This window comes from Aliiruegeria lutimaris, from assembly GCF_900099935.1.
GTDB classification, from domain to species: Bacteria; Pseudomonadota; Alphaproteobacteria; order Rhodobacterales; family Rhodobacteraceae; genus Tropicimonas; species Tropicimonas lutimaris.
The window spans coordinates 1-19649 of record NZ_FNEK01000054.1 but is presented as its reverse complement, the minus strand read 5'-3'; the positions used below and the strand labels follow the sequence as shown (position 1 = coordinate 19649).

At 60.6% G+C, this 19649-nt stretch carries 19 protein-coding genes; 10 read left to right on the top strand and 9 right to left on the bottom strand.

Annotation, left to right across the window (positions count from 1 at the left end; translation table 11 throughout):
• Nucleotides 1–71: 71 nt before the first annotated feature.
• Nucleotides 72–1064: a tRNA dihydrouridine(20/20a) synthase DusA gene (gene dusA, locus BLR85_RS20050; protein ID WP_280138505.1), complete on the bottom strand. Its 993-nt coding sequence runs from the start codon at nt 1062–1064 to the stop codon at nt 72–74.
• 211 nt (nt 1065–1275) lie between these two features.
• Here dusA and BLR85_RS20045 point away from each other — a divergent pair, with 211 nt between their 5' ends.
• From BLR85_RS20045 to BLR85_RS20015, 7 genes are all read left to right on the top strand, one after another.
• A complete protein-coding gene (locus BLR85_RS20045; RefSeq protein ID WP_170844661.1) occupies nt 1276–2322 on the top strand; it encodes a tyrosine-type recombinase/integrase in 1047 nt (348 codons plus the stop codon).
• Complete coding sequence (locus BLR85_RS20040; protein WP_093161385.1) at nt 2315–2806, top strand: hypothetical protein; 492 nt, start codon at nt 2315–2317, stop codon at nt 2804–2806. The genes BLR85_RS20045 and BLR85_RS20040 overlap by 8 nt, the downstream gene beginning before the upstream one ends.
• Nucleotides 2807–2879: 73 nt before the next feature.
• Complete coding sequence (locus BLR85_RS20035) at nt 2880–3212, top strand: helix-turn-helix transcriptional regulator (protein ID WP_139188477.1); 333 nt, start codon at nt 2880–2882, stop codon at nt 3210–3212.
• The gene (locus tag BLR85_RS20030; RefSeq protein ID WP_093161378.1) at nt 3209–3820 is read left to right on the top strand and encodes an HNH endonuclease; all 612 of its coding nucleotides are present in this window, start codon (nt 3209–3211) and stop codon (nt 3818–3820) included. The genes BLR85_RS20035 and BLR85_RS20030 overlap by 4 nt, the downstream gene beginning before the upstream one ends.
• 65 nt (nt 3821–3885) lie before the next feature.
• Nucleotides 3886–4278: a hypothetical protein gene (locus BLR85_RS20025; protein WP_093161372.1), complete on the top strand. Its 393-nt coding sequence runs from the start codon at nt 3886–3888 to the stop codon at nt 4276–4278.
• 206 nt (nt 4279–4484) lie between these two features.
• On the top strand, nt 4485–5429 hold the full coding sequence (locus BLR85_RS20020) for a PriCT-2 domain-containing protein (RefSeq protein ID WP_093161369.1): 945 nt from the start codon (nt 4485–4487) through the stop codon (nt 5427–5429).
• Nucleotides 5384–6688 (top strand): AAA family ATPase, encoded by a 1305-nt coding sequence (locus BLR85_RS20015; RefSeq protein ID WP_170844660.1) that lies wholly within the window; start codon nt 5384–5386, stop codon nt 6686–6688. Before BLR85_RS20020 ends, BLR85_RS20015 begins: the two co-directional genes overlap by 46 nt.
• A gap of 495 nt (nt 6689–7183) precedes the next feature.
• Here the strand turns inward: BLR85_RS20015 and BLR85_RS20010 are convergent, their stop codons facing one another.
• On the bottom strand, nt 7184–8263 hold the full coding sequence (locus tag BLR85_RS20010; protein ID WP_139188475.1) for a hypothetical protein: 1080 nt from the start codon (nt 8261–8263) through the stop codon (nt 7184–7186).
• A 201-nt stretch (nt 8264–8464) separates the two neighbouring features.
• Between BLR85_RS20010 and BLR85_RS20005 the strand changes: the two genes are divergently transcribed.
• Together BLR85_RS20005 and BLR85_RS20000 are read left to right on the top strand one after the other, a co-directional pair.
• The gene (locus tag BLR85_RS20005; RefSeq protein ID WP_093161360.1) at nt 8465–8938 is read left to right on the top strand and encodes a hypothetical protein; all 474 of its coding nucleotides are present in this window, start codon (nt 8465–8467) and stop codon (nt 8936–8938) included.
• The gene (locus tag BLR85_RS20000) at nt 8935–9246 is read left to right on the top strand and encodes a hypothetical protein (protein WP_093161357.1); all 312 of its coding nucleotides are present in this window, start codon (nt 8935–8937) and stop codon (nt 9244–9246) included. The genes BLR85_RS20005 and BLR85_RS20000 overlap by 4 nt, the downstream gene beginning before the upstream one ends.
• Nucleotides 9247–9784: 538 nt before the next feature.
• Here BLR85_RS20000 and BLR85_RS19990 read toward each other — a convergent pair.
• The 7 genes from BLR85_RS19990 to BLR85_RS29960 form a co-directional block, all read right to left on the bottom strand.
• Nucleotides 9785–10924, bottom strand: coding sequence for a DUF917 domain-containing protein (locus BLR85_RS19990; RefSeq protein WP_093161351.1), 1140 nt, complete (start codon nt 10922–10924; stop codon nt 9785–9787).
• A gap of 78 nt (nt 10925–11002) precedes the next feature.
• Complete coding sequence (locus BLR85_RS19985) at nt 11003–12076, bottom strand: ABC transporter ATP-binding protein (protein WP_093161348.1); 1074 nt, start codon at nt 12074–12076, stop codon at nt 11003–11005.
• A gap of 69 nt (nt 12077–12145) precedes the next feature.
• Complete coding sequence (locus tag BLR85_RS19980; RefSeq protein WP_093161345.1) at nt 12146–13255, bottom strand: ABC transporter substrate-binding protein; 1110 nt, start codon at nt 13253–13255, stop codon at nt 12146–12148.
• Nucleotides 13256–13288: 33 nt separating this feature from the next.
• On the bottom strand, nt 13289–14089 hold the full coding sequence (locus BLR85_RS19975; protein WP_093161342.1) for an ABC transporter permease: 801 nt from the start codon (nt 14087–14089) through the stop codon (nt 13289–13291).
• Nucleotides 14089–14994: an ABC transporter permease gene (locus tag BLR85_RS19970; RefSeq protein ID WP_093161339.1), complete on the bottom strand. Its 906-nt coding sequence runs from the start codon at nt 14992–14994 to the stop codon at nt 14089–14091. The genes BLR85_RS19975 and BLR85_RS19970 overlap by 1 nt, the downstream gene beginning before the upstream one ends.
• Nucleotides 14991–15746 carry an aspartate/glutamate racemase family protein gene (locus tag BLR85_RS19965; protein ID WP_093161336.1) on the bottom strand — a complete coding sequence of 252 codons (756 nt, stop codon included), beginning with the start codon at nt 15744–15746 and terminating at the stop codon, nt 14991–14993. Before BLR85_RS19965 ends, BLR85_RS19970 begins: the two co-directional genes overlap by 4 nt.
• A gap of 438 nt (nt 15747–16184) precedes the next feature.
• On the bottom strand, nt 16185–17807 hold the full coding sequence (locus BLR85_RS29960; protein ID WP_093161333.1) for a LuxR C-terminal-related transcriptional regulator: 1623 nt from the start codon (nt 17805–17807) through the stop codon (nt 16185–16187).
• 231 nt (nt 17808–18038) lie between these two features.
• On the opposite strand from BLR85_RS29960, the gene BLR85_RS19955 reads away from it, so the two are divergent.
• Complete coding sequence (locus BLR85_RS19955) at nt 18039–19478, top strand: IS1182 family transposase (protein WP_093151616.1); 1440 nt, start codon at nt 18039–18041, stop codon at nt 19476–19478.
• The last annotated feature ends 171 nt before the right edge of the window (nt 19479–19649 follow it).

Here is a 19649-nt window from a genome sequence, read left to right as displayed (position 1 = left end):
CAGCGCGCGGCCACGCCCGACGGGAGGAGCGCATCTGCGATGCGCGCTCGACGGGAGGGAGGCCCCCGCCCTCAGCCCTCTTCCACCTGAACGGTGGTAACGCAGTCCAGCGCCGCATCCAGCACCTCCAGCCCGGCCCCGCTGCGGCTCGCGCCCTCACTCAAGGTCCGCCGCCAGCCGCGCGCGCCGGGCTTTCCAGCGAACAGCCCCAGCATATGGCGCGTCACCTGGTGCAACCGTCCGCCGGCCTCGAGATGCCGGGCGATATAGGGGCGCATCCGCTCGGCCACCTCCACCGCGCTTGAAACCCGCGCCGCCTCGCCAAAGGTCCGTTCATCCGCCTCCAGCAGAATATCCGCCGGCTGATGATAGGCCGCGCGCCCGATCATCACGCCATCCAGTCCCTCGGCCAGCTGCGCCTTCGCCGCCTCCAGCGAGGCAATGCCGCCATTGATCGAGATGTGCAGATCCGGAAAGGCGCGCTTCATCTCGTGAACAAGCGGATAGTCCAGCGGCGGGATATCCCGGTTCTCCTTCGGGCTCAGCCCCTGCAGCCAGGCCTTGCGCGCATGGATCGTGACCCGCCGCACTCCGGCGGCCCGGATCTGTTCGAGGAACTCCGGCAGCACATCGCGCGGCTCCTGTTCATCGACCCCAATCCGGCATTTCACCGTCACCGGCACCCGCACCATGGCCGCCATCTCGGCCACGCAATCGGCCACCAGCCCCGGACGCTCCATCAGCACCGCCCCGAAAAACCCGGACTGAACTCGGTCCGACGGGCAACCCACATTCAGGTTGACCTCGTCGTACCCTGCCTCCTCGGCCATCCGCGCCGCCTGCGCCAGTTCGGTCGGGTCCGAGCCACCCAGCTGTATCGCGACAGGATGCTCGGCCGCGTTGTATTCCAGCAGATGCCGCGCCCCGCCCCGGACCAGTGCCGGCGCGGTGACCATCTCGGCATAGAGCAGCGCCCGGGACGACATCAGCCGGTGAAAATACCGGCAATGCCGATCCGTCCAGTCGAGCATGGGGGCAACGGAAAGCCGGGCGGCCTTATTCACAAGGCTGTTTTCCGTTAATGGTATACACTTACTGTCAGTCAATATCGTCTCGTATGCGTTTTGAGGGTGTCTGGATTGCAGTCGATGTGCGTTTCATTGCAAACGATGTGCAAATTCTGCTACTGATATGCAAACGCCGCCGTCCGGTTTGCACCGTGGTTTGCAAGCAAGGTCAACCGGGCGGCGGCTCCACTCGCATGGAGTATATCACATGGCATCTATCTATCAGGCCCGCAAGGATGGCGGCTGGACAGCACAGGTGAATCTTGGCGGGAAGCGCCGCAGCAAGACCTTCCCGAAACAGGCCGACGCAAAGCGCTGGGCGCGTCAGCAGGAAGCGACCATTGATACCAAGGGCGCGCGGGTTCGCACCGTAGATGACACCCGCCTGAATGACCTGATCCAGTGCTACCTGACCGAGTGCATCGACGTGACGGCCATCAGCCGGTCGAAGGAAAGCACCATCCGCCATATCTCGGAACTGCTGGGCCGCGCCCGCCTGTCCGACCTGACCGTGGCGCGGTATCAGGACTTCGCCAAGGAACGCACCGCCGAAGGCGCAGGGTCCACCACTATCGGCCAAGACCTGACTTATATCCACACGATCCTGAAGACCGCAGGACCTTTACTGGACGCGCCCTATGAGTCCGCGCTGGGGAACTACCATGCCGCACGCCGCATCCTGTCCATGTCAGGCAAGGTGACCCGATCCGAGGAGCGGGACCGGCGTCCGTCAGATAGCGAACTCCTGCAATTGCGCGAGCAATGGGCCAAGCGCCGCCGTGTCGTGCCGATGTGGGATATTACCTTGTTTGCCATCTCGACCGCGATGCGCCTCTCCGAGATTACCCGGATCAGGTGGGATGATCTGGACGAAGACAATCGCACCGTTGTCATCCGCGACCGCAAGCACCCCCGCAGCAAGAAGGGAAACGATCAGACCGTGCCGCTCCTGTGTGGGCCAGCCGTGATCGGAGGCGAAACAGTGGACCCGATAGCGCTGATTCAACGCCAAGTGCGAACCGATGCCGAGATATTCCCGTATGACAGCGGGACCATCTCCACCAGTTTTACCCGTGGTGTTGCCGCCTGTGGCATCGAAGGCCTGCGGTTCCACGACCTGCGCCACGATGGCGTGTCCCGCCTGTTCGAAGCCGGGTACGACATTCCGCAGGTCAGCCTCGTGTCGGGCCATGAAAGCTGGTCGAACCTGAAGCGGTACACGAACTTGCGGCCGGAAAGCCTACATCGTGATTGATGACAGCCACCTCCGGGCCACGTTGATGGCGTTCATGGCCACGGGTGCGGAACATGTCGAGCAAGGCGAGATCGTCGAGATCGGCAGCACCGGTCTTTGCGCTGTCCGCGATACAGAGGGCCGTCTGCGCATTGTCCCGACCGAACAGGCCAACCTGACCGGGGAAATCTTGCCCCTCGCCCTGACGCTTCTGAGCGCGCCTGACAGCAGCGAGGCAGCGCTGGAGTATCTTGCTCACATGACGGCCAAGGATGCCGCCTCACGGGCGCGGAATCGGCTGTCTGCGTCGAAGCCACGGGCGAGTCGCCTGCCTGCCGAAGCAGACGAAAGAATTATGGAGCTGATCACCGGACTGCGCGAGACGCGACCGAGCATGTCCGCGAGCGGAATTGCCGAGTTGGTCATGGACCGGCTGGCAACCGAAGGTCTGCCTGTACCTTCCAAGAAAACAATCCTGCGCCGGATGAAGAAAGTGGGACATTAGCGCCGCTAGGGTTGCTGACACGCGATTCCCCCTGCCTATTATCGGTGACCATCTGAAACAACGGATGGTCACCATGAACCCGATCAACACGACCGAAGACGCAGACCCGAATGCGGGCTGGACCGATCTTCCAATGGCGCAGCGCGTGGACCTCCTGCGCAACGGCATCCCCCACCCCGGAGAGACTTCCGAGGAAGCGCGATGCCGCCTCAAGCACTCCCTTGGCTTTGTCGATGACAGCGACCTCGTGAACCTGCTCGACAAGTCCGCAGACACCCTTGCCCGGATGCGGGTCAACGGCACCGGCCCGGTCCCGATCCGGGTTGCCCGCGAGATATTCTATGATCTCGCAGATGTGCGGGCGTGGATGCTCCGCCACAAGGATGGTGTGCGGGGCGCGGCATGATCTCGCCCGACCAACTGCGCCGGTATCTGGCCTATGACCCTGAAACCGGTGTGCTGTTCTGGCGAGCGCGCACACCGGACATGATGCCGAGCGGCTGTCATGTGCAGACCGCAGCATGGAACTCCAGGTTTGCGGACACGCCCGCCGGGACAGGTCTCAAGGGCTATGTCCGCATATCTATCTGTGGACAGGGATACGCGGCACATCGCGCCGCCTGGGCGCTGCACTACGGCGAGTGGCCCGATGGGCATATCGACCATATCGACGGTGACCCTGCGAATAACCGGATCGCGAACCTCCGCACTGCGACCAACAGCGAGAACCAGCGCAATACGAAGATTTCGCGCGCCAACTCCACCGGCTTCACGGGCGTCTATTTCCAGAAGTCCAAGAACAAGTACCGGGCTGAAATCTCGGCAGGCGGCAAGCGCCTGTATCTCGGTATCTTCGCGCGCTTGGAGGATGCTGTCGCCGCTCGCGCCGAGGCCGAGCGCAGACACGGCTATTCGAAGTTGCATGGTCTGGATGCCGATGACCGCGAATTGCTCGCTGGCCTCCTCGAAGAACTAGGCCACGAGGTCGAACACGACCGGGGCGTAGCCTCCTGACTTTCCCGCCCCGGTTTCGCGCCGGCCGGGGATTGCGGGCCATTCGGCGCAAAGGAGATTTCACGATGAAGAGCAAGAAACAACTGGCGAATGCCGCCTGCGAGGCCGGGGAGGCGATCATGCCTTTTGCGGATGCTGTCTGGAACGCAAATGACGGCACCATCAAAGATGCGTTCCTGGCATTGAGGCAGGTCTCCGTGCGGCACCTCGACGATGGGATCGTTTCAGCCCACTACATACTGGTCGGAGGCACCCCCGACGAGGATTACCGGCAACTCGGCGCGGCGATCTACGAAGCCGCCAAGGCGCTGACTCAGTTCCATTATGACGGTGCAGACTGGTATCGCTGGGAGCTGGTCGAGGACATTGCAGAGCAGACCGGCAATATCGTGGCTGACTTACTGACGCTGCGAAACATCGTGGCCAATGTCGAGGCCGAGGTCGAGGAAGTCGCCTGACGAAACGGGCGACGAATACTCGCCGCCCGCCAATTCGCTGTCGCCAGCTAGGTCGCTTCAACTACCTGAACCAGAACTAGCAGGCGACGGCTCCTCTACCAAGACAAAAGGAGCGGTCGTCGCATGACGAAATTCGAAATCCTGAAACGGGAGGTTGTCTCCCGATCTGCCCGTGTTGGCGGTCGCGCGCCCAAGCGGGGCGCGAAATGATTTCCAGCCCGATATTCGATGCCGCGCGTATCGAGAAGAACTGGGGCCTGTTCAGGCTTCAGGAGAACGGCCCCCGGCTCGACAAGATTCCGCAGCATCCCGAGACCGTAACGAACGTGGATCGACGCGAAAGCGCGGTCCTGACTTACCGGGATGCCGTGGACCGGAGGGACAGCCACAACGACCTGTTCGACCTCGACCCCTATTCAAGCGGCGCTCTCGTGCTGGGGTACCTGCCTCGCGAGGGTTCCGCGATGGTTGCCGGGGATCTCGACAAATGCGCCGAGGCCGGAAAGCTCCAGAGGCGGGGCCAGAGCCTGTTGCAGCGGCATGAAGGATATGCCGAGATCAGCCCGAGCCTGACGGGTGTCAGGACCCTCGCCGGCCGCCCCAGCGGTGGCTTCTGGAACCGGGAAACAAAGTCGGTCGGCTATTACGGCTCCGACAGGGTCATGATCACGGTGACGGAGCTGGTCCTGCCAGGCCATGAGATAATCCTCCCCGCGAGCGCGTTCATGCGAACCATGATGAACGTGCTGGAGCGCCGCGAGGAGGAGAGGAAGGCAGAGATCAAGGTGAACCCGGATGCATGGTTCTGGAAGCTCTCGGAAGAGGACCAGATCACCTGTGCCGCTGAAATGGTTGCTGTCCTGCCAGCAGGATGGCGACGCGATTATCACCAATGGCTGGAAGTAGGCTTCTCGCTGCACAGGGGCGGGGATCACCTGCTGATCGTGTGGGACGTATGGAGCAGGCAGGTCCAGCCGAAACATCTTTACGGAGGAACGGAGAAGAAATGGCAAAGTGGCATGAGACAACCGGCGGACCAGAAGCCGAGAACGATGGGAAGCCTGATACGGGACGCCCTCCGTTTTGGCTGGTCGGGAGCGACGAAGTGGCGGAAGAAAGCCATGATGACGATATTACGCTCGAAGACCTGATCAATCTGGCCGATGCCGGGGATTTCGGGATCGACGAGGAGCTGGCCTTCAGATCATTCGACCCGAAGAAGAAGCCTGCGCGCGGAATCAACCGCCTGATCGGCGATATCGTGGCCCGCAAGCGGGTGACGGTCTTTGCCGGGGCCGGGGGTGTCAGCAAATCGACCTTGATGGCCCTGATCGCGATGCAGGCTGCACGGGGCGAGCAGGTATTCGGACTCGAAGTGAAGGAACGCCTCAAGGTGACGGCTCTGAACTTCGAGGATGATCAGGATACGCTCGATCGTGCCGGTGCAGCCGTTGCACAACGCAACGAGATCGAGGAAATACCGAAGCCCGGCACTGTCACGCTGCATGGGAAGGATCAACTGCGGCGACTCTTCAAACTCGATCGGACTGAGTCCCTGACTTACTTCGACGAGCTGGCAGAGTCCGAGACCGCGATCAACTGGACCGTGCGCAACGGCATTACCGACCTGATCAGGACGACGAATGCCGATGTGTTGATCATCGATCCCCTTGCCGCGCTCATGGGCGGTGTGAACATGTCGAACAGCACGATGAACCGACTGGTGCGGGATCTTGCCGATATCGCAATCGAATTCGATATCGCGGTGATCTTGGTCAGCCATGTGCGCAAGAGTCAGGGTGGAGGCGGTGATCGTCCGAGGACCGCCGATGATATCAAGTTTGGCGGCGAACTGGTGGACACGTCCAGATGCGCTATCATGGTGGATGACGTACCAACGGAATACGTGAAGAGGTGGCGGAACGCAGCGCCTGAAAGCGGCCCCTTCGACAACCTGAAGATGGCCGCTGTCGTCAAGACGAATATCGGACGTAGTCGCGTGTTCTACTATCGGGTCGAACTGATGCAGGTGGAGTGTGAAAACGACGATATCGAGACTGTTCCGGTCGCGGTTCCGTTCAATCCTCCCAGCATGGCCGAAACGAGCACCGCCGAGCTGTTCCTCAAGGTCTACAAGCGCCTCACCAATGAGTTCGTGAAGAAGAGCGTGCAGAGCACTGCCGGGGTAAATATCCGCGACGTACTGAAGCCGCATCTGAAGGATGAACGGAAGTGGAAGTCCACCCTCGACGACATGCTCGCGGATGGTCTCGTGAAGGCGGTATACGAGGAAAACCCGGAATCGACGAACCGCCGGAAGGTAGAGCGTATCGTGCCTGCCAGCCGCATTGAGGAGATGCAAGACATGCTCAATAAGCGTAAGACACCTACCGAAAACGAGGAGGAGTAGCATACCTTTTCAGGTCAAGTTGCATTCCTTCTCCCGAGTAGTTTGTACCTCTGTACCAGTGAATCGGTATTGTACTGGTACGCACTGGTTCAGGTGCTCTCCTCATGAGTAGGGACAACCGCCCTACAGGCGGGCGATCCCCCTCGTGAAGAGCAAGAAAACAAGGCGTGTACCTGTACCAGTGTATATATAGGGGGGACGAACACTACTGGTACAAAAATGCCGAGACTCCGTTAACGTGCTCCAATGCAGCGAGAAGGAACGCGGGCGCCTGTACGGGTTCAATACCGCCATTGGTACAGAAACCCGCCTCCCGCAGTCGGAACCCGACCTGAAAAGGAATGCAGCTAAACCTCTTCACTGCCTGAACAGTGAGCCTGTGCTACATGCGCAGCCCCGGCTTCACTTAATGAATACCAAAAAGAGACGTGACACTTCTGACCTCCCAACCCGAGCAAGGAGTTACATGCCTGCCGCCCGAACATGCGTTGGGCCTCATTCGACAAATACGCCCTCTGGCCCAAAGGTGACTATCAGTTTTTCCCATCTCTCGTATTGGTCTTCAGGAAGATCGAAGCCGCCTACCCCACAACGGATTATAGCGCGCCTTGCAGCTTCGAATGCTTGCAGCGTAGCGCTTTCGTTGCTGCCACTGGAGCCAATCATATGAACGGTCCCGGGCCTCGGCATTGTGTTGGAGTACATTTCGACCTCTAGCTTGACAGTCGTTCGCAATGCATCAGTACTAAGTGAGCCAACATTCCAACACATACTTAATTGGGAAGCGACAGGCTGATATCCAATGAACTCGATCGGAACCTCGATCGATGGATCAAGCTCCATTGCAAGAACAAGTAACTTCGATCGAATGCTTTTTAGCAACGCATTTCCAGCTAGCGTTTCGCTTTCATCGATCTCATCGAGTATTAACTTCATACGGCTGGCGACTTGCCGAGCTTCCGCAATAGTCGCTTCCTGATCCGAGATAGTTAATTTCAGTGCCTTGGTCGTCGCATCCCGCTCTAACTCGAAGGATTTAATTTTTTCCAAGGAATTTTTCAGTTGGCTTTGAACCTGTTCTCTATCGTTAAGTGCTTCATTGAGGCGCAATTCGATACTCTCGATTTCGCTAGTTGAAAACTCTTCGAAGGTTGTAACGATCGAGTCTGCAATCGATGCAGGCACTTCGCCCAGATGTTGACAAGTGGCCTGAATCGGACCCCTTTCCGTAGAGGCATGAAATAACCACCCATCATCGTTCTCAGTCAGGAACGCTACACCTTCGGCAAAAACGATCCGAAAGCCGCTGCTCGTTTCTTCAACTGCTATGTCCAATCCCGAAGCTGGAACAAAAACCCGCAGTTCCCCCGAAATTTCTCCAAATAGAAATGCTTCAACCCCGATCTCGTCACCAACGCAATAAAACCCCGTGAGTGAACTCTTGAATTCGGACAAAGTGTCGGCAACTACTGTTGTTCCGAGTGCTGCTGCGACAATTGCTGTTGCGATCCCAAGCCGACGCCCCATGCCATCTCTCCACTTGTCGTTCGAACTGGATAGCTCGATGCGGTCCACCCGATACTACCTCGGGGCGGGTATACGTAAACCCGGAACTAAGGGACAATCACCGCGCAGGATCGTGAAAGAGGATCGCTTGGTCCCTGCCAGCCTGACGCAACAATTTCCCACAACTGCTCCCATTCTTTGAATATCGTGCTACCTTGAGGGCCAAATACGCGCCGATTCACGCGTAAATGCACCGATTCGGAGGAATCCATGCCGAAAGCCACTCGAAAAGATCGTTCCGACAGCACCCGCGCCCAGATCGCACGGGCGCAGGAGCCAGACCGCACGACCGAGGCGATTCCGTGGCAATCGGTGCCGCTGAGCGAGCACTTCGGCCCCGTCGCCCAGGACACCTTTATCCAGATTTGGCGCACGGTGCCCGGTATGAATACATTCGAAGTCGGCATCGCAAGCCAAATTTCGTTGGCGACGGAAGCGCAGGACAGCCTGTACCGGAGTGCGCCCACCAACGATGACGGCGTCGCCGAACCGAATCTCGCGGCGCTCGACCGGCTCCAGAACCGCCTGCTTGGTTTATGGCGTTCTTTCCGGGCACGGTCGGACAAGGCCCGCCGGTTCGATCCGATCACGACGAGCGCGCCCGTGGCCAATATCCGGCCTGCGCCGGTCGATTGGTTGGCCGATGCGCTGGCAAACCCGGCAGACGAAGAGCCATATGAATGACGTATTTGCCAGCACTCACGAAAGCCGAATTGGAAACCGTTCTCGGCGAAGGCTACCGCTGGCCATGTCCCAATCTCGAACCGCTGGCATTCATGGCCTACGGGCGCTGGGCCAGAACGCAGCTCATGAGTGTCTACGGCTGGGAACGCTACGATTTCTGCACGACGAGCGGCCTAGTGGCCGACGACACGCTCCGCGAGGCCGAGCAGCTGTATTTCAAGTGGGTGATCAAACGCCGGCAGCAAGGTCTCCCCGTCGAGGATGCCGATCTCTTCGCCGCCGCCCAACAGGAGGCGAGATCTGCATGACCCACATCCGGCCAGTTCGAACGGAACGCGGTGGCCCGCCGCCCGCTGACTAGGATCAGGACCCGTATTTGCGCAATCGACGATGAGGCCGCTTCCTGCGCATCCCAGAGCTTCAGAGCATCCAGGCGTTGTGCTGATGCAGCAAAGCCTAGATCGTCGGGAACGGCCCATACCGGCCTTTGCCGACCACCTTGACATGCTGCGCTGCGGCCCGTCATTCCGGCCGTTCGTGCAGAGCGCAGCATTTCCATCCGGGCAATGACCGGGTCGCGGACAAAACCGACCTTCGCCAAGACACATCGACTGTGCGCGCCCGACGGGGTTCCGAACTTCGGCCTCGCTTTGGCATTCTGCGCCATAGTGGCGCGCAAGATGATCGCCTTGGCACATTCGTGGGCCACCTGGTTGCATGGGCTTGGCTTCGCCACAACCGACGGGCATAGGCCGATCGAGGCCGCCTTGCCTGGAAACGGGTTTCGTTTCGCGTTTGCGCCTGATGGCAGTTGATCGTCCGCGTTTGCGTGCGCTCGAGAGCCCTTCAGCTCTGCGCCATGGTCTCCTCCACCGGCCGGTACTCGATATCGAACCCAAAATACCGGGGGCCGAGGATGTCGATGGCTCTTTGGTTCTTGAATTCGGGACGGCTCGGGAACGCGAGGATCGACACCTCCATCCCGACCTTGGCCAGCGGGTTGGGCACAGGCTCACCGGTGGCGCGCTCGACGATGACGATAATGTCGGGGCTGGTTACGACCGGTTCGTCATCCACCCAGCACACGTGGTGCTCGTTCTTGAACCAGACCTTGGCTTCCCGGCCATCGTCGTCGCCCGAGCCTGCGATCGTGTGTGTGCCCCAGTAATACCCGATCCGGTCTTCGTCATCGATATTGACCAGCGTGCCGCGCAGGATTTCCCAGCCGCCGAGTGAGGCGAGGATCCGCGCAACCGGGTCTGCCCGGTCTTCCTGCGCCGTGCGGATCAGCCCCCCGAGGTCGTAGCATTCAGTCATCGTGTTCTTCACCAGGAGGTCTTTGGCTTCCTTGCCGCTCAATACGAACCCGGCCTGCCCGGCAAGGCCATAGGCGCCGGCGCTGATCAGCTTGCCCAACCGCTCGGCGACCCGGTAATTCGTCGCGTCCTTGATGAAACAGACATTGCCCCATTCATCGACGGAAGAAATCGGCGTGATCTTCTTGCCCTGCAGATAGGGCGTTGTTTGCTGAATCTCGGGGATCGCGCGGCCGGTGTAGTCACCGTTCAGAACCATCTTGCCCATCTCAGAAGCGGCCGCCACCGCGGCGGAGGTGTTGGCGCCGGCCAACTCGATGGGCACGATGGCATCGATCGTGATCTCCATGTAATCTTCGAGCTCTTCGATCGCCTTGCGCATCCGGTCCTTCTCGGTGTTGACGGACTCGGTGAAGCCGAACCCAGCCATCTCGGCCAGCACCTCGGGCGTGTGCGGCGCAATCGAGCCCATCAGGAAAGGACATGCCGTCACCGCGTCGTCCGCGAGCTCTTCGTGGTCGGTCATGACGAGGTCGCGCCCGGCTTCGATCTCGCTCATCAGCGAGGCGATACCGTTGGCGGGCAAGCCGCCGCCGCCGGTAGCGTAGAACGCGCAGCCGCGCACAAAGTCCTCGACGTCCTGACGGGTTTTAAGAACCAGGTTTGCCATCGAAATCTCCTTCTCGCAGTCGCTGCGGTTGTGGGGTGGGCTTGCGTGATTTGCCGGCCTGGCGACGGGGGCCTGGGTTCATGGCACGGCGACGCCGCTCTCTTCGCTCCAGAAAAGCTGTACCTCCGCCCCCGGTGAGAGCGGGGAGAGTTCGGGACGGTTGGGCACCTCGACCACCAGTTCGTGGCGGCCAGCGGCCACGTGGTAGCGCCGGAGCGCGCCTTGATAGACCCTGTCGACCACCTTGCCGGTCAGCCGCGGCCCTTCACCTTTGAGGGCTGGCGCAAGACGCAGCATCTCCGGGCGGATCAGCAGGCCGGCGGAGCTGCCGGGCGTGAGGCGGACCGTGTCGGACACATGCGCGGGCACGATCAGCCCGTCGCCGAGATCGACGTCGCACCGCGTGCCGTTCGATTTCACGACTGTTACGTCAAGCAGGTTTGAATCGCCTATGAACTCGGCTATGAACCGCGATGCCGGCTTTTCGTAAATGTCGACCGGCGTGCCGACCTGAAGCATCCGCCCCTCGTTCATCACGGCGATGCGGTCCGACATGGTGAGCGCTTCCGACTGGTCGTGGGTCACATAGACGGTCGTGATGCCAATCGATTTCTGGATGTCCTTGATCCAGAACTTCATCTCTTCGCGCATCTTCTTGTCGAGCGCGGACAGCGGTTCGTCGAGCAACAGGATCTCGGGCTCGATGACCAACACACGCGCAAGGGCGACCCGTTGCTTTTGCCCCCCCGACAATTCGCGCTCAAATCGCTCGCCGTATCCCGTCAACCCGACCTGCTCGAGCGCCGCCTCGACCTTGCGCCGGATCGTGGCCTTGTCCTGGCGGCGCTCGACCAGCCCGAAAGCGATATTGTCGTAGACATTCATATGCGGAAAGATCGCGTAGTTCTGGAAGACGATCCCGATCCCGCGCGCCTCGGGCGGCAGGTCGGTGATGTCACGTCCGTTCACCAGGATCCGGCCAGTGGTGGGCGTCAGGAACCCCGCGAGCATCCGTAAGGTTGTGGACTTGCCGCAGCCCGACGGTCCGAGCATGGAAAAAAACTCGCCCTGCTGGACGACAAGATCGGTCTGTTCGACCGCAACCGTGCGACCGAAGGCCTTGCTGACGCCTTTGAATTCAACGGAGGACATCTGGATTTCCTGGTTGGAGGACGAAGCTTTGGTGGCCGGGCCAGGGTGCCCTCGGCCCGGAACATTGGCTCAGAGACCGAAGATCTGGTTCAGCCGATCGGTGATATCGAGCTTGTTCTCGACGAAGAAATCCCAATCGGGCACCCAGAACGCCTTGGTCGCATCGGCGGTGTTTTCGACGCCGTTTTCGGCCAGCGGCGCGGTGATCGATGCCTTTGAGTTGGTTGGGCGCCACATAAACTCGTCGCCGAAGGCGTTGAGGAAATCCGGGCTCAGCGTCCGGTTCAGGAGCGCGAAGGCAAGTTTCTTCTGCATCGGGTCGGAATAGCGGCTGATCGTCTTGGTCTGGGTCAGGATCGGGTGGCTGTCCCACTCCCAGACATCGACCGGCACGCCCTTGCGCTTGAGCGAGAGCGCCTCGCCCTCGATATGCACCGCGATATCCACCTCGCCGCGCTCGAGCAGCGAGAGCATGTTGAAGGTGAACTCGGACACCTTCATCGGCATCGCGTCTTCCAGCGCCTGGAAGGCCGCGTCCATATCGTACTGGTCCTTGCCGAACTCCTGCGCCGTGGCCATGAAGAAGGCGTGCATCAGGCCATTCTCGGTGCCGTAGGTCCCGCGCTTGTTCGCAAAACGCGCGTCCCAGAAATCGCGAAAGCTCGTCGGCGCGTCGCCGGCGTCGGTCCGGAAGGCATAGACGTAAGGCATGTAGGCCCAGGTCACACCAGCGCCAGAGGCGAAAGCAAAGTCCCAGCAATCGGCGGCGTTGGGCACATTGGCTCGAACCTCGTCCGTGGTCAGGAAGAAGTCGCCGGCCTGCTTGGTCTGGGTGAGGTTAGGCAGGTTCCAGTTGCAGATGTCGTAGACCGGATCCTGCGCGCCCTGGGTCACGAATTTGGGGAACCATGGGAACGAGCTGTCCCAGTTGATCTTGCAGTTGAAGTCTTGTTCGAACTGGTCCGTCAGCGCCTTGCGGACGAACTCCTCCCAGCCGCCGCCCCATTCGCCGACGTTCAGGGTGGCACCGTCGGCGTCGAACATACCGCCGTCATAGCTCGTGTCTTGGGCCCAGGCGTGGTTGATGTAGAATGTCGACGGGACGGTGCTGGCCGCGCCGAGGGCAACGCCCCGCTTCAGAAATGACCGACGTGTCTGCGTTGTTTTCTTGATCGTCATGGTTGGTACTCCCTGTGGTTGCTTTTTTGGGTTTCAATTTCGGTCGAGCAGGCGCCGGATGTTGACCAGCCGGTTGGTCAGCAGGACCGAGGCGGTGACGAGCATGATGGCGAAGATCCCGGCCGCGGCAGCGGAGGGGTCGAACTTGTAACGCAGCGAGTTGTACATCGCGATCGGCAACGGCTCGGAATTCGGTGCCGACAGGAACAGCGATACTTCGAACTGGCCGAAGCTGACGATGAAGGCGAAAATCGACCCGGCCTGGATGCCCTGGCTGATGTTGGGCAAGGTCACCTTCCTGAATGTGCGCATCGGCGAGGCACCGAGGCTGCGGGCGGCTTCGTCGAGCGAAACATCGTAGCTGGCGAGCGCGGCGCCGACGGTCCCGATCACGTAAGGTGTCGAGTAAAGGATATGGCCGATCCAGAGCCCCCAGATTGTGCGCGTGAGGCCAATGCCGGTCGAGATGTAAAAGGCGAACAGAGCAAAGCCGATCACCACCCCGGGCAGCACCACCGGCGAAAGGAAGAAGGCACGCATCGCGCCACGCCCGATGAACCGGGTGCGCGACAGAAACAGCGCCGCGGCGGTTCCGATGATCGTCGCGACGATCATCGTCATTAAAGCCAGGCGGAACGAGAAGAAGAACGCCGAGAGGTATTTCTCCGATTGGAGGAACGCGATCACCCAGCGCAGCGAGAGACCCTCGGGTGGAAAAGTCAGGAACTCGCCCGCGGTGAGCCCGGCCAGCACCACGATGACGATCGGCACCAGCATGTAGCAAAAGCCAAGGATCGCCATGATCAGCATCGGAAGGGGTATTTTGCGCCCCATCAGGCAAGCCCTCCCGAATGCCGCGCGCCGACCCGCAGGTACACGGTGACGGCGCCCGCGCTGATGAGGAACAGGATGACGGCGATCGTTGCGCCAAATTGGAAGCGCGCACCCTCGGCAACCTGCTGGAAGATATGGATCGGCAGCACGCCCACGCGGAACCCACCCATCAAAGCCGGCACGATGTACGAGGAGATCGACAACGCGAACACAAGCAGCGAGCCGGAGAGTATGCCGGGCAGTGAGGCCGGCAGGGTTACCCGAAGAAAAGTGCGGCGCGGCGTTGCACCGAGACTGCGCGCCGCCTCTTCAAGGCTGGGGTTGATCCCGCGGATGACGCCGACCAGGGTCAGGATCATGAACGGTAGGGAGAATTGGACCAACCCGAGGATAACCCCCAGGAAATTGTACATGAATTGGACCGGCTGATCCGGGTCGGTGATACCGAGAGCCGCGAGCATCTGGTTGATCAGCCCGTTGTCACCGAGGATTACCATCATGCCGTAAATCCGGATCACCATATCGAGTTGCATCGCGGCAAGCACGAGGATGAGCAGGACCGTGTTGCGCGCCGCGTTTTCGGTCTTCGCGATCACGAAGGCCATCGGGTAGGCAATGACGAGCGTGATCAGCGAGACCAACGTCGCCAGCAGCACCGAACGCCCCGCCGCCATCAAGTAATTCGAGCGCGAAAAGAAGCGGACATAGTTTTCAAGCGTCAGATCCCAGGTCACGGAAACCTGTCCGATCGTCTGGGGGTTGAACGATGTTGCAAAGATCAGGCCAACCGGAACGACAAAGAAGACCACGAAGAAAATCGTCAGCGGCACCACAAGAAGCCACCTGAGGTGCTTGGCGTTGACACCAATCGGTCGCCGGGCTTCGATCTGCGGAGCACTGCTCATTTCTTGCGTTCCAGTAGCTCGTTCAGCGCCGCCCATGCAGTGAACCCGAGCGCCGGTTTCGGATCGGGATAGGGATAGACCGCTTTGTCGGTCCTCACGCCTGCCAGAACCGACTGGTGGGCAAGGGCAACGGCGTGCGGCAACGGATCGATGACCTGATCGATCCTGTCGCCCAAAGCGTCCCGAACCGGATCGGCAAATCCAAGCATCCCGGTACAGCCGAAGACCACGGCTTTTGCCCCGTCTTCCTCTACGGCGCGGCGGCACTCGCGGATTGTCGCCTCGATTGAGTTCGGACGGTCCCCCTCGAGTCCCAGTACCGAGACCCCGATGCCGCGCACCGACATCAGCCGATCTCCCAAGCCGTGGCGGACCGCCAGCTCACGGAAGGCCCGTGCCTGCCGGTCGAGAACCGTGACGACGGAGAAAGGCCCGGCCTCGGCCGCCGCCTTGAGCCCCGCCTCGCCGCAGCCGATCACCGGAAACGCCACTGCCTCGCGGGCCGCGTCAAGACCTGGGTCAAGCATGCAGTCAATCACGACGGCTTCGATCCCGTCCGCCTCGGCGTTGAGCGCCGCGTCCGCGACTCCGGGCGCTGCCAGGACCTCATCGATAGCGGATTCGACCGAAGCCGGGCCGTTCTTGAGGAAAACGGACGACAGCGTGCAGCCGGCGGGCACAGCGCTCTGAAGCGGTGTATCGTCTCGGAATCCGACCGAGACAATTGGCGTGATGACACGGATGCTTGTCATGGTTTGTTGACCTTTCCGCGAGTCCCAGGAGAACGGTACGTGGGCCGCCTGGGCAAAACGACTACCCTTTCGGGTAGTGGCGGTTTCACCGGGAGCCTGCGTCTGTCCGCGAAATCGCGCCCGCCGTAGTCAAGTGTTTGTGCTTGATCGCTTTTCAGGCGTGTGAAACAGCCTGTCGGTCGAATTTGCGGTAGGTTGTCTACGTTCGGTGAACGCGAGCGGACAGTGCAGATTCACTTTGATACCTTCTATGTCTGATCGACCTACCAACGCTGCAATGCAAAGCTGCGCCGCGGCGACTGGTCTCACCTGGTGCGACGAGGATGGCCGCATCCAGATCTTCAAAATCCCGAAAGTCGAAACGTACATCGCGAGGACCCCAAATCCGCGGGTGCGGGGTATGTGTCTCTCCATGCCTTGATGGAGCGTGACGTTTGACTACTTGTCGGGATGGTGCCGATCGATGATCTTGAGCCGGCTTGCCTCGGCGACGGCCTGGGTTCGATTGGAAACCCGCAGGTCCGCGAAAATCGCCTTCAAATGGTATTTCACCGTATTTACCGAAACGCCCATGGTGCGCGCGATTTCCTTGTTGGACAGGCCAATCGTCAGAAGCTCCAGGTATTTCTGGTACCCGGCGCTGGTCGATGGACTGCCCGTCGACGGCGCGTCATTGCGCCTGCGATCCGGGGTCTGCACGGCGAAGTAGTGCGCCAGTTCGGCAAACCTGGTGCGGTGTTGGCGGTCCAGCGGTGAACTCAGTCGCTCACCATCCAACACTGCTTGAACGATCCGGAACACTTCCGGGCCCTCGTCGAGGATGAACCGACGAAACGGTTGCTGGCCCAGCAGGCGGACCGCGGACACGATCGCGCTCGTTGCATCACTCTTCTGGTTTAGCCGCCAATGCGCTTCTGCGCGGATGACCCGGAGTTTGGCCAATGTCAGCAGCTGACCCCGCCGGATTGCCGAGTCCTCAACCGGCTCAAGCAGCACGAGCGCATCTCGCGCGCGCCTTGTGCGAACCAGCCAACGCGAAATTGCGACGGCAGCGCTTCCCTGCCTGAAGACCCAATCATTTTCGTCGTGCCACTCCAGCTTCTGCGGCTCTATCCCGATGCTGCGCATGATCTTCTGGGCTCCGTCCAGTTCATCGCACAGCGTCAGGGCTCGGATCCGCTCGAACTTGACCAGACGAAGCAACCGGGGCATCGCTCGTTTCTCGGCAGCGTGTTCGCAACGTGACAGTTCGGTCAGTGCCCCCGGAAGGCCAAACCTGCTGAGCGCGAGCCTGATACGAACCCTATAGGCGGCCGCGCGCACATCTAGCCATGCATCGTCTTCTTCGATGCTATCGATTGCACTCTCGAGCAGTGCTCGGCTCTCTTCCAGCTCGTTCGTTTCATAGGCGACCTCTGATCGCAACGCCCGGCTGACGGCCAGCAACGCTGTGTCGGCGAATGGCAGGCCAGACAGCCTTTCTTCAAGTGCGGTGTACTCGGCCGCGGCACCTTCGAGATCGCCGCGCATCAACTTGATCTGCCCGAGATGGGCCAACAGGTGCAATGAGCCGAGTTCCGCATCGCCCTGGTGATACAGCCGGATCGCGCTTTCGCCGTATTCCTGAGCCCGGTCCAAATGGCCGGAATGCACGTAGGCCAAGCAGAGTTGATTCAAGGCAAGCCCCTGGCCGATGTAGTCCTGCCGGTCGGCGACCTCGAGGGTGCGCTTCAGGTTGTCGATGTCGGCTGAAGAAAGGGTTCTGCCCTCGTAGGCCCGAATATGGGCGTCGACAAGAACGAACTCCGCCCGCCATTTCTCCGGTTGTTCTGCTTGGCCCTCGAAACCAGTCTCGACCCTGCCAAACACCTGCCTCGCCTCGGCCACGCGCCCGTGCTTTGCCAATGTGAATGCTAGCGCAAGGCCGCGGTCGATTCTGCCCCCACCGGGATAGCTCGAGGCCGCGGGAACGCGCACGTTTCCGCGCGGCCCTGATCCCTGCATCGCAACACGCCAGTTCTCGGGCGACGTCTCACGATCGAAGTGATATTCGCGCTGCATGGCACTGATACGAACATAGAAGGCCGCTGTCGTCTATCCCGGAGGGGTGGCATGGATCACCCAGGCCGAACGTCCAAGAGCATGCGGGGCGGATTTTCTCGGTCGCGCGACAAATCTCTGCTTTCCGTCGGTCCCGTCGGTTTTCTTGTGTTCAATCAGCTTCCGGTTTGGGCCGAGGGTGTGTGAAAACTCCAAATGCGGTATGCTTTTCGGCAAAGACCGGAGGCAGGCATGTCGGGGTATATCGAGGGGACGGACCGAAGTCAGGCGACGCTTTTTCCGAACCGTTTGGAAGACTGGATCGACGAGGACAGTCCGGTCCGCGTGATTGACCTCTTCGTGGACGAGATCAATCTTGGGGAACTTGGATTTCTGCGGACGGCGCCGGCGCCAACGGGACGGCCCGGCTATCACCCATCGGTCCTGCTGAAGCTATTCATCTACGGCTATTTGAACCGCGTCCCTTCGAGCCGCGCTCTGGAGCGGGAGGCTCTGCGTAATGTCGAGGTGATGTGGCTGACGGGCCGGCTCGTCCCGGACCACAAGACGATCGCGGATTTTCGGCGCGACAACGGTCCGGCCATCGGCAAGACCTGCGCGCAGTTCGTGGAGTTCTGCCGGCGGATCGGGGTGCTGAAAGGGGATTGCGTTGCCATTGATGGCAGCAAGTTCAAGGCCGTGAACAACCGCGACAAGAACTTCACCAAGGGCAAGATCGCCAGCCGCACCGCTCACCTTGTAGCGAGCATTGAACGCTACCTTGATGAAATGGTCCGGATCGACCGTCAGGAGGAGGGTGAGGTCCGGGCTGAGAAGATTGCCAATCTGGCGCGACGCTGCGAGCGCATCCGTCAGGAGATCGAGCGCTTGGTGGATATCGGCCAGGCGCTCAGGGAGAGCCCGGAAAGCCAGATATCCCTGACCGACCCGGATAGCCGGTCCATGGCCACCAGCGCCAAGGGGAGCGGTTTTGTGGGCTACAATGCGCAGGCCGCGGTGGATTCAGAGACCCATTTGATCGTCACGCATGATGTGATCAATACCGGGCATGACCGCGAGCAGCTCTCGCCGATGGCCAAGGGCGCGAAGACCGCGCTCGGATGCGAGGAGATGAGCGCAGTCGCCGATAAAGGCTACTTCAGCGGCCGTGAAATCTTGACCTGTCACGAGGCTGGCATCACTACGACCCTCCCGCGCCCCGAGACCTCGGGCAACCGTAAGAAGGGCATGTATGTGAAGGCCGACTTTGCCTATGACGCGGATGCGGATGTCTACCGCTGCCCGGCAGGCGAGACGCTGACACGCCGTTACACGACCGAGGAAGGCGGCCTGATGGTGCGGCGCTACCGGGCCAACGTCTGTCAGACCTGCCCAGTCAAGGCGCGCTGCACCACAGGAAAAGAGCGCCGGATCACCCGATGGGAGCATGAGCACCTGGTCGACGAGATGCGCGACCGCATGAGCCGAGACCCGACATTGATGGCGCTACGTCGCTCAACCGTCGAGCACCCATTCGGCACAATCAAAGCCTGGATGGGTGCGACGCACTTCCGGATGCGCAAGCTCAAGAATGTCCGCACCGAGATGGCATTCCATGTCCTCGCCTACAACATCAAGCGGATGATCAACCTGATCGGTGTGCGTGGGCTTCTTGCCGCCATTCCGGCCTGAACCGGGGCACGATCTTCAGATTGCCAGCGTCTAACGCAACGGAGGCCGCTTCTGGCGCCTCCGCAGCCGTTCAGAAATAGCACTTGGACCGGAAATGGAAAAATACGCCGGAAACCATCGGAACTGCATTTGCAGGACGCCTCAAACAGAGTTTCCACACAGCCTCGGCTC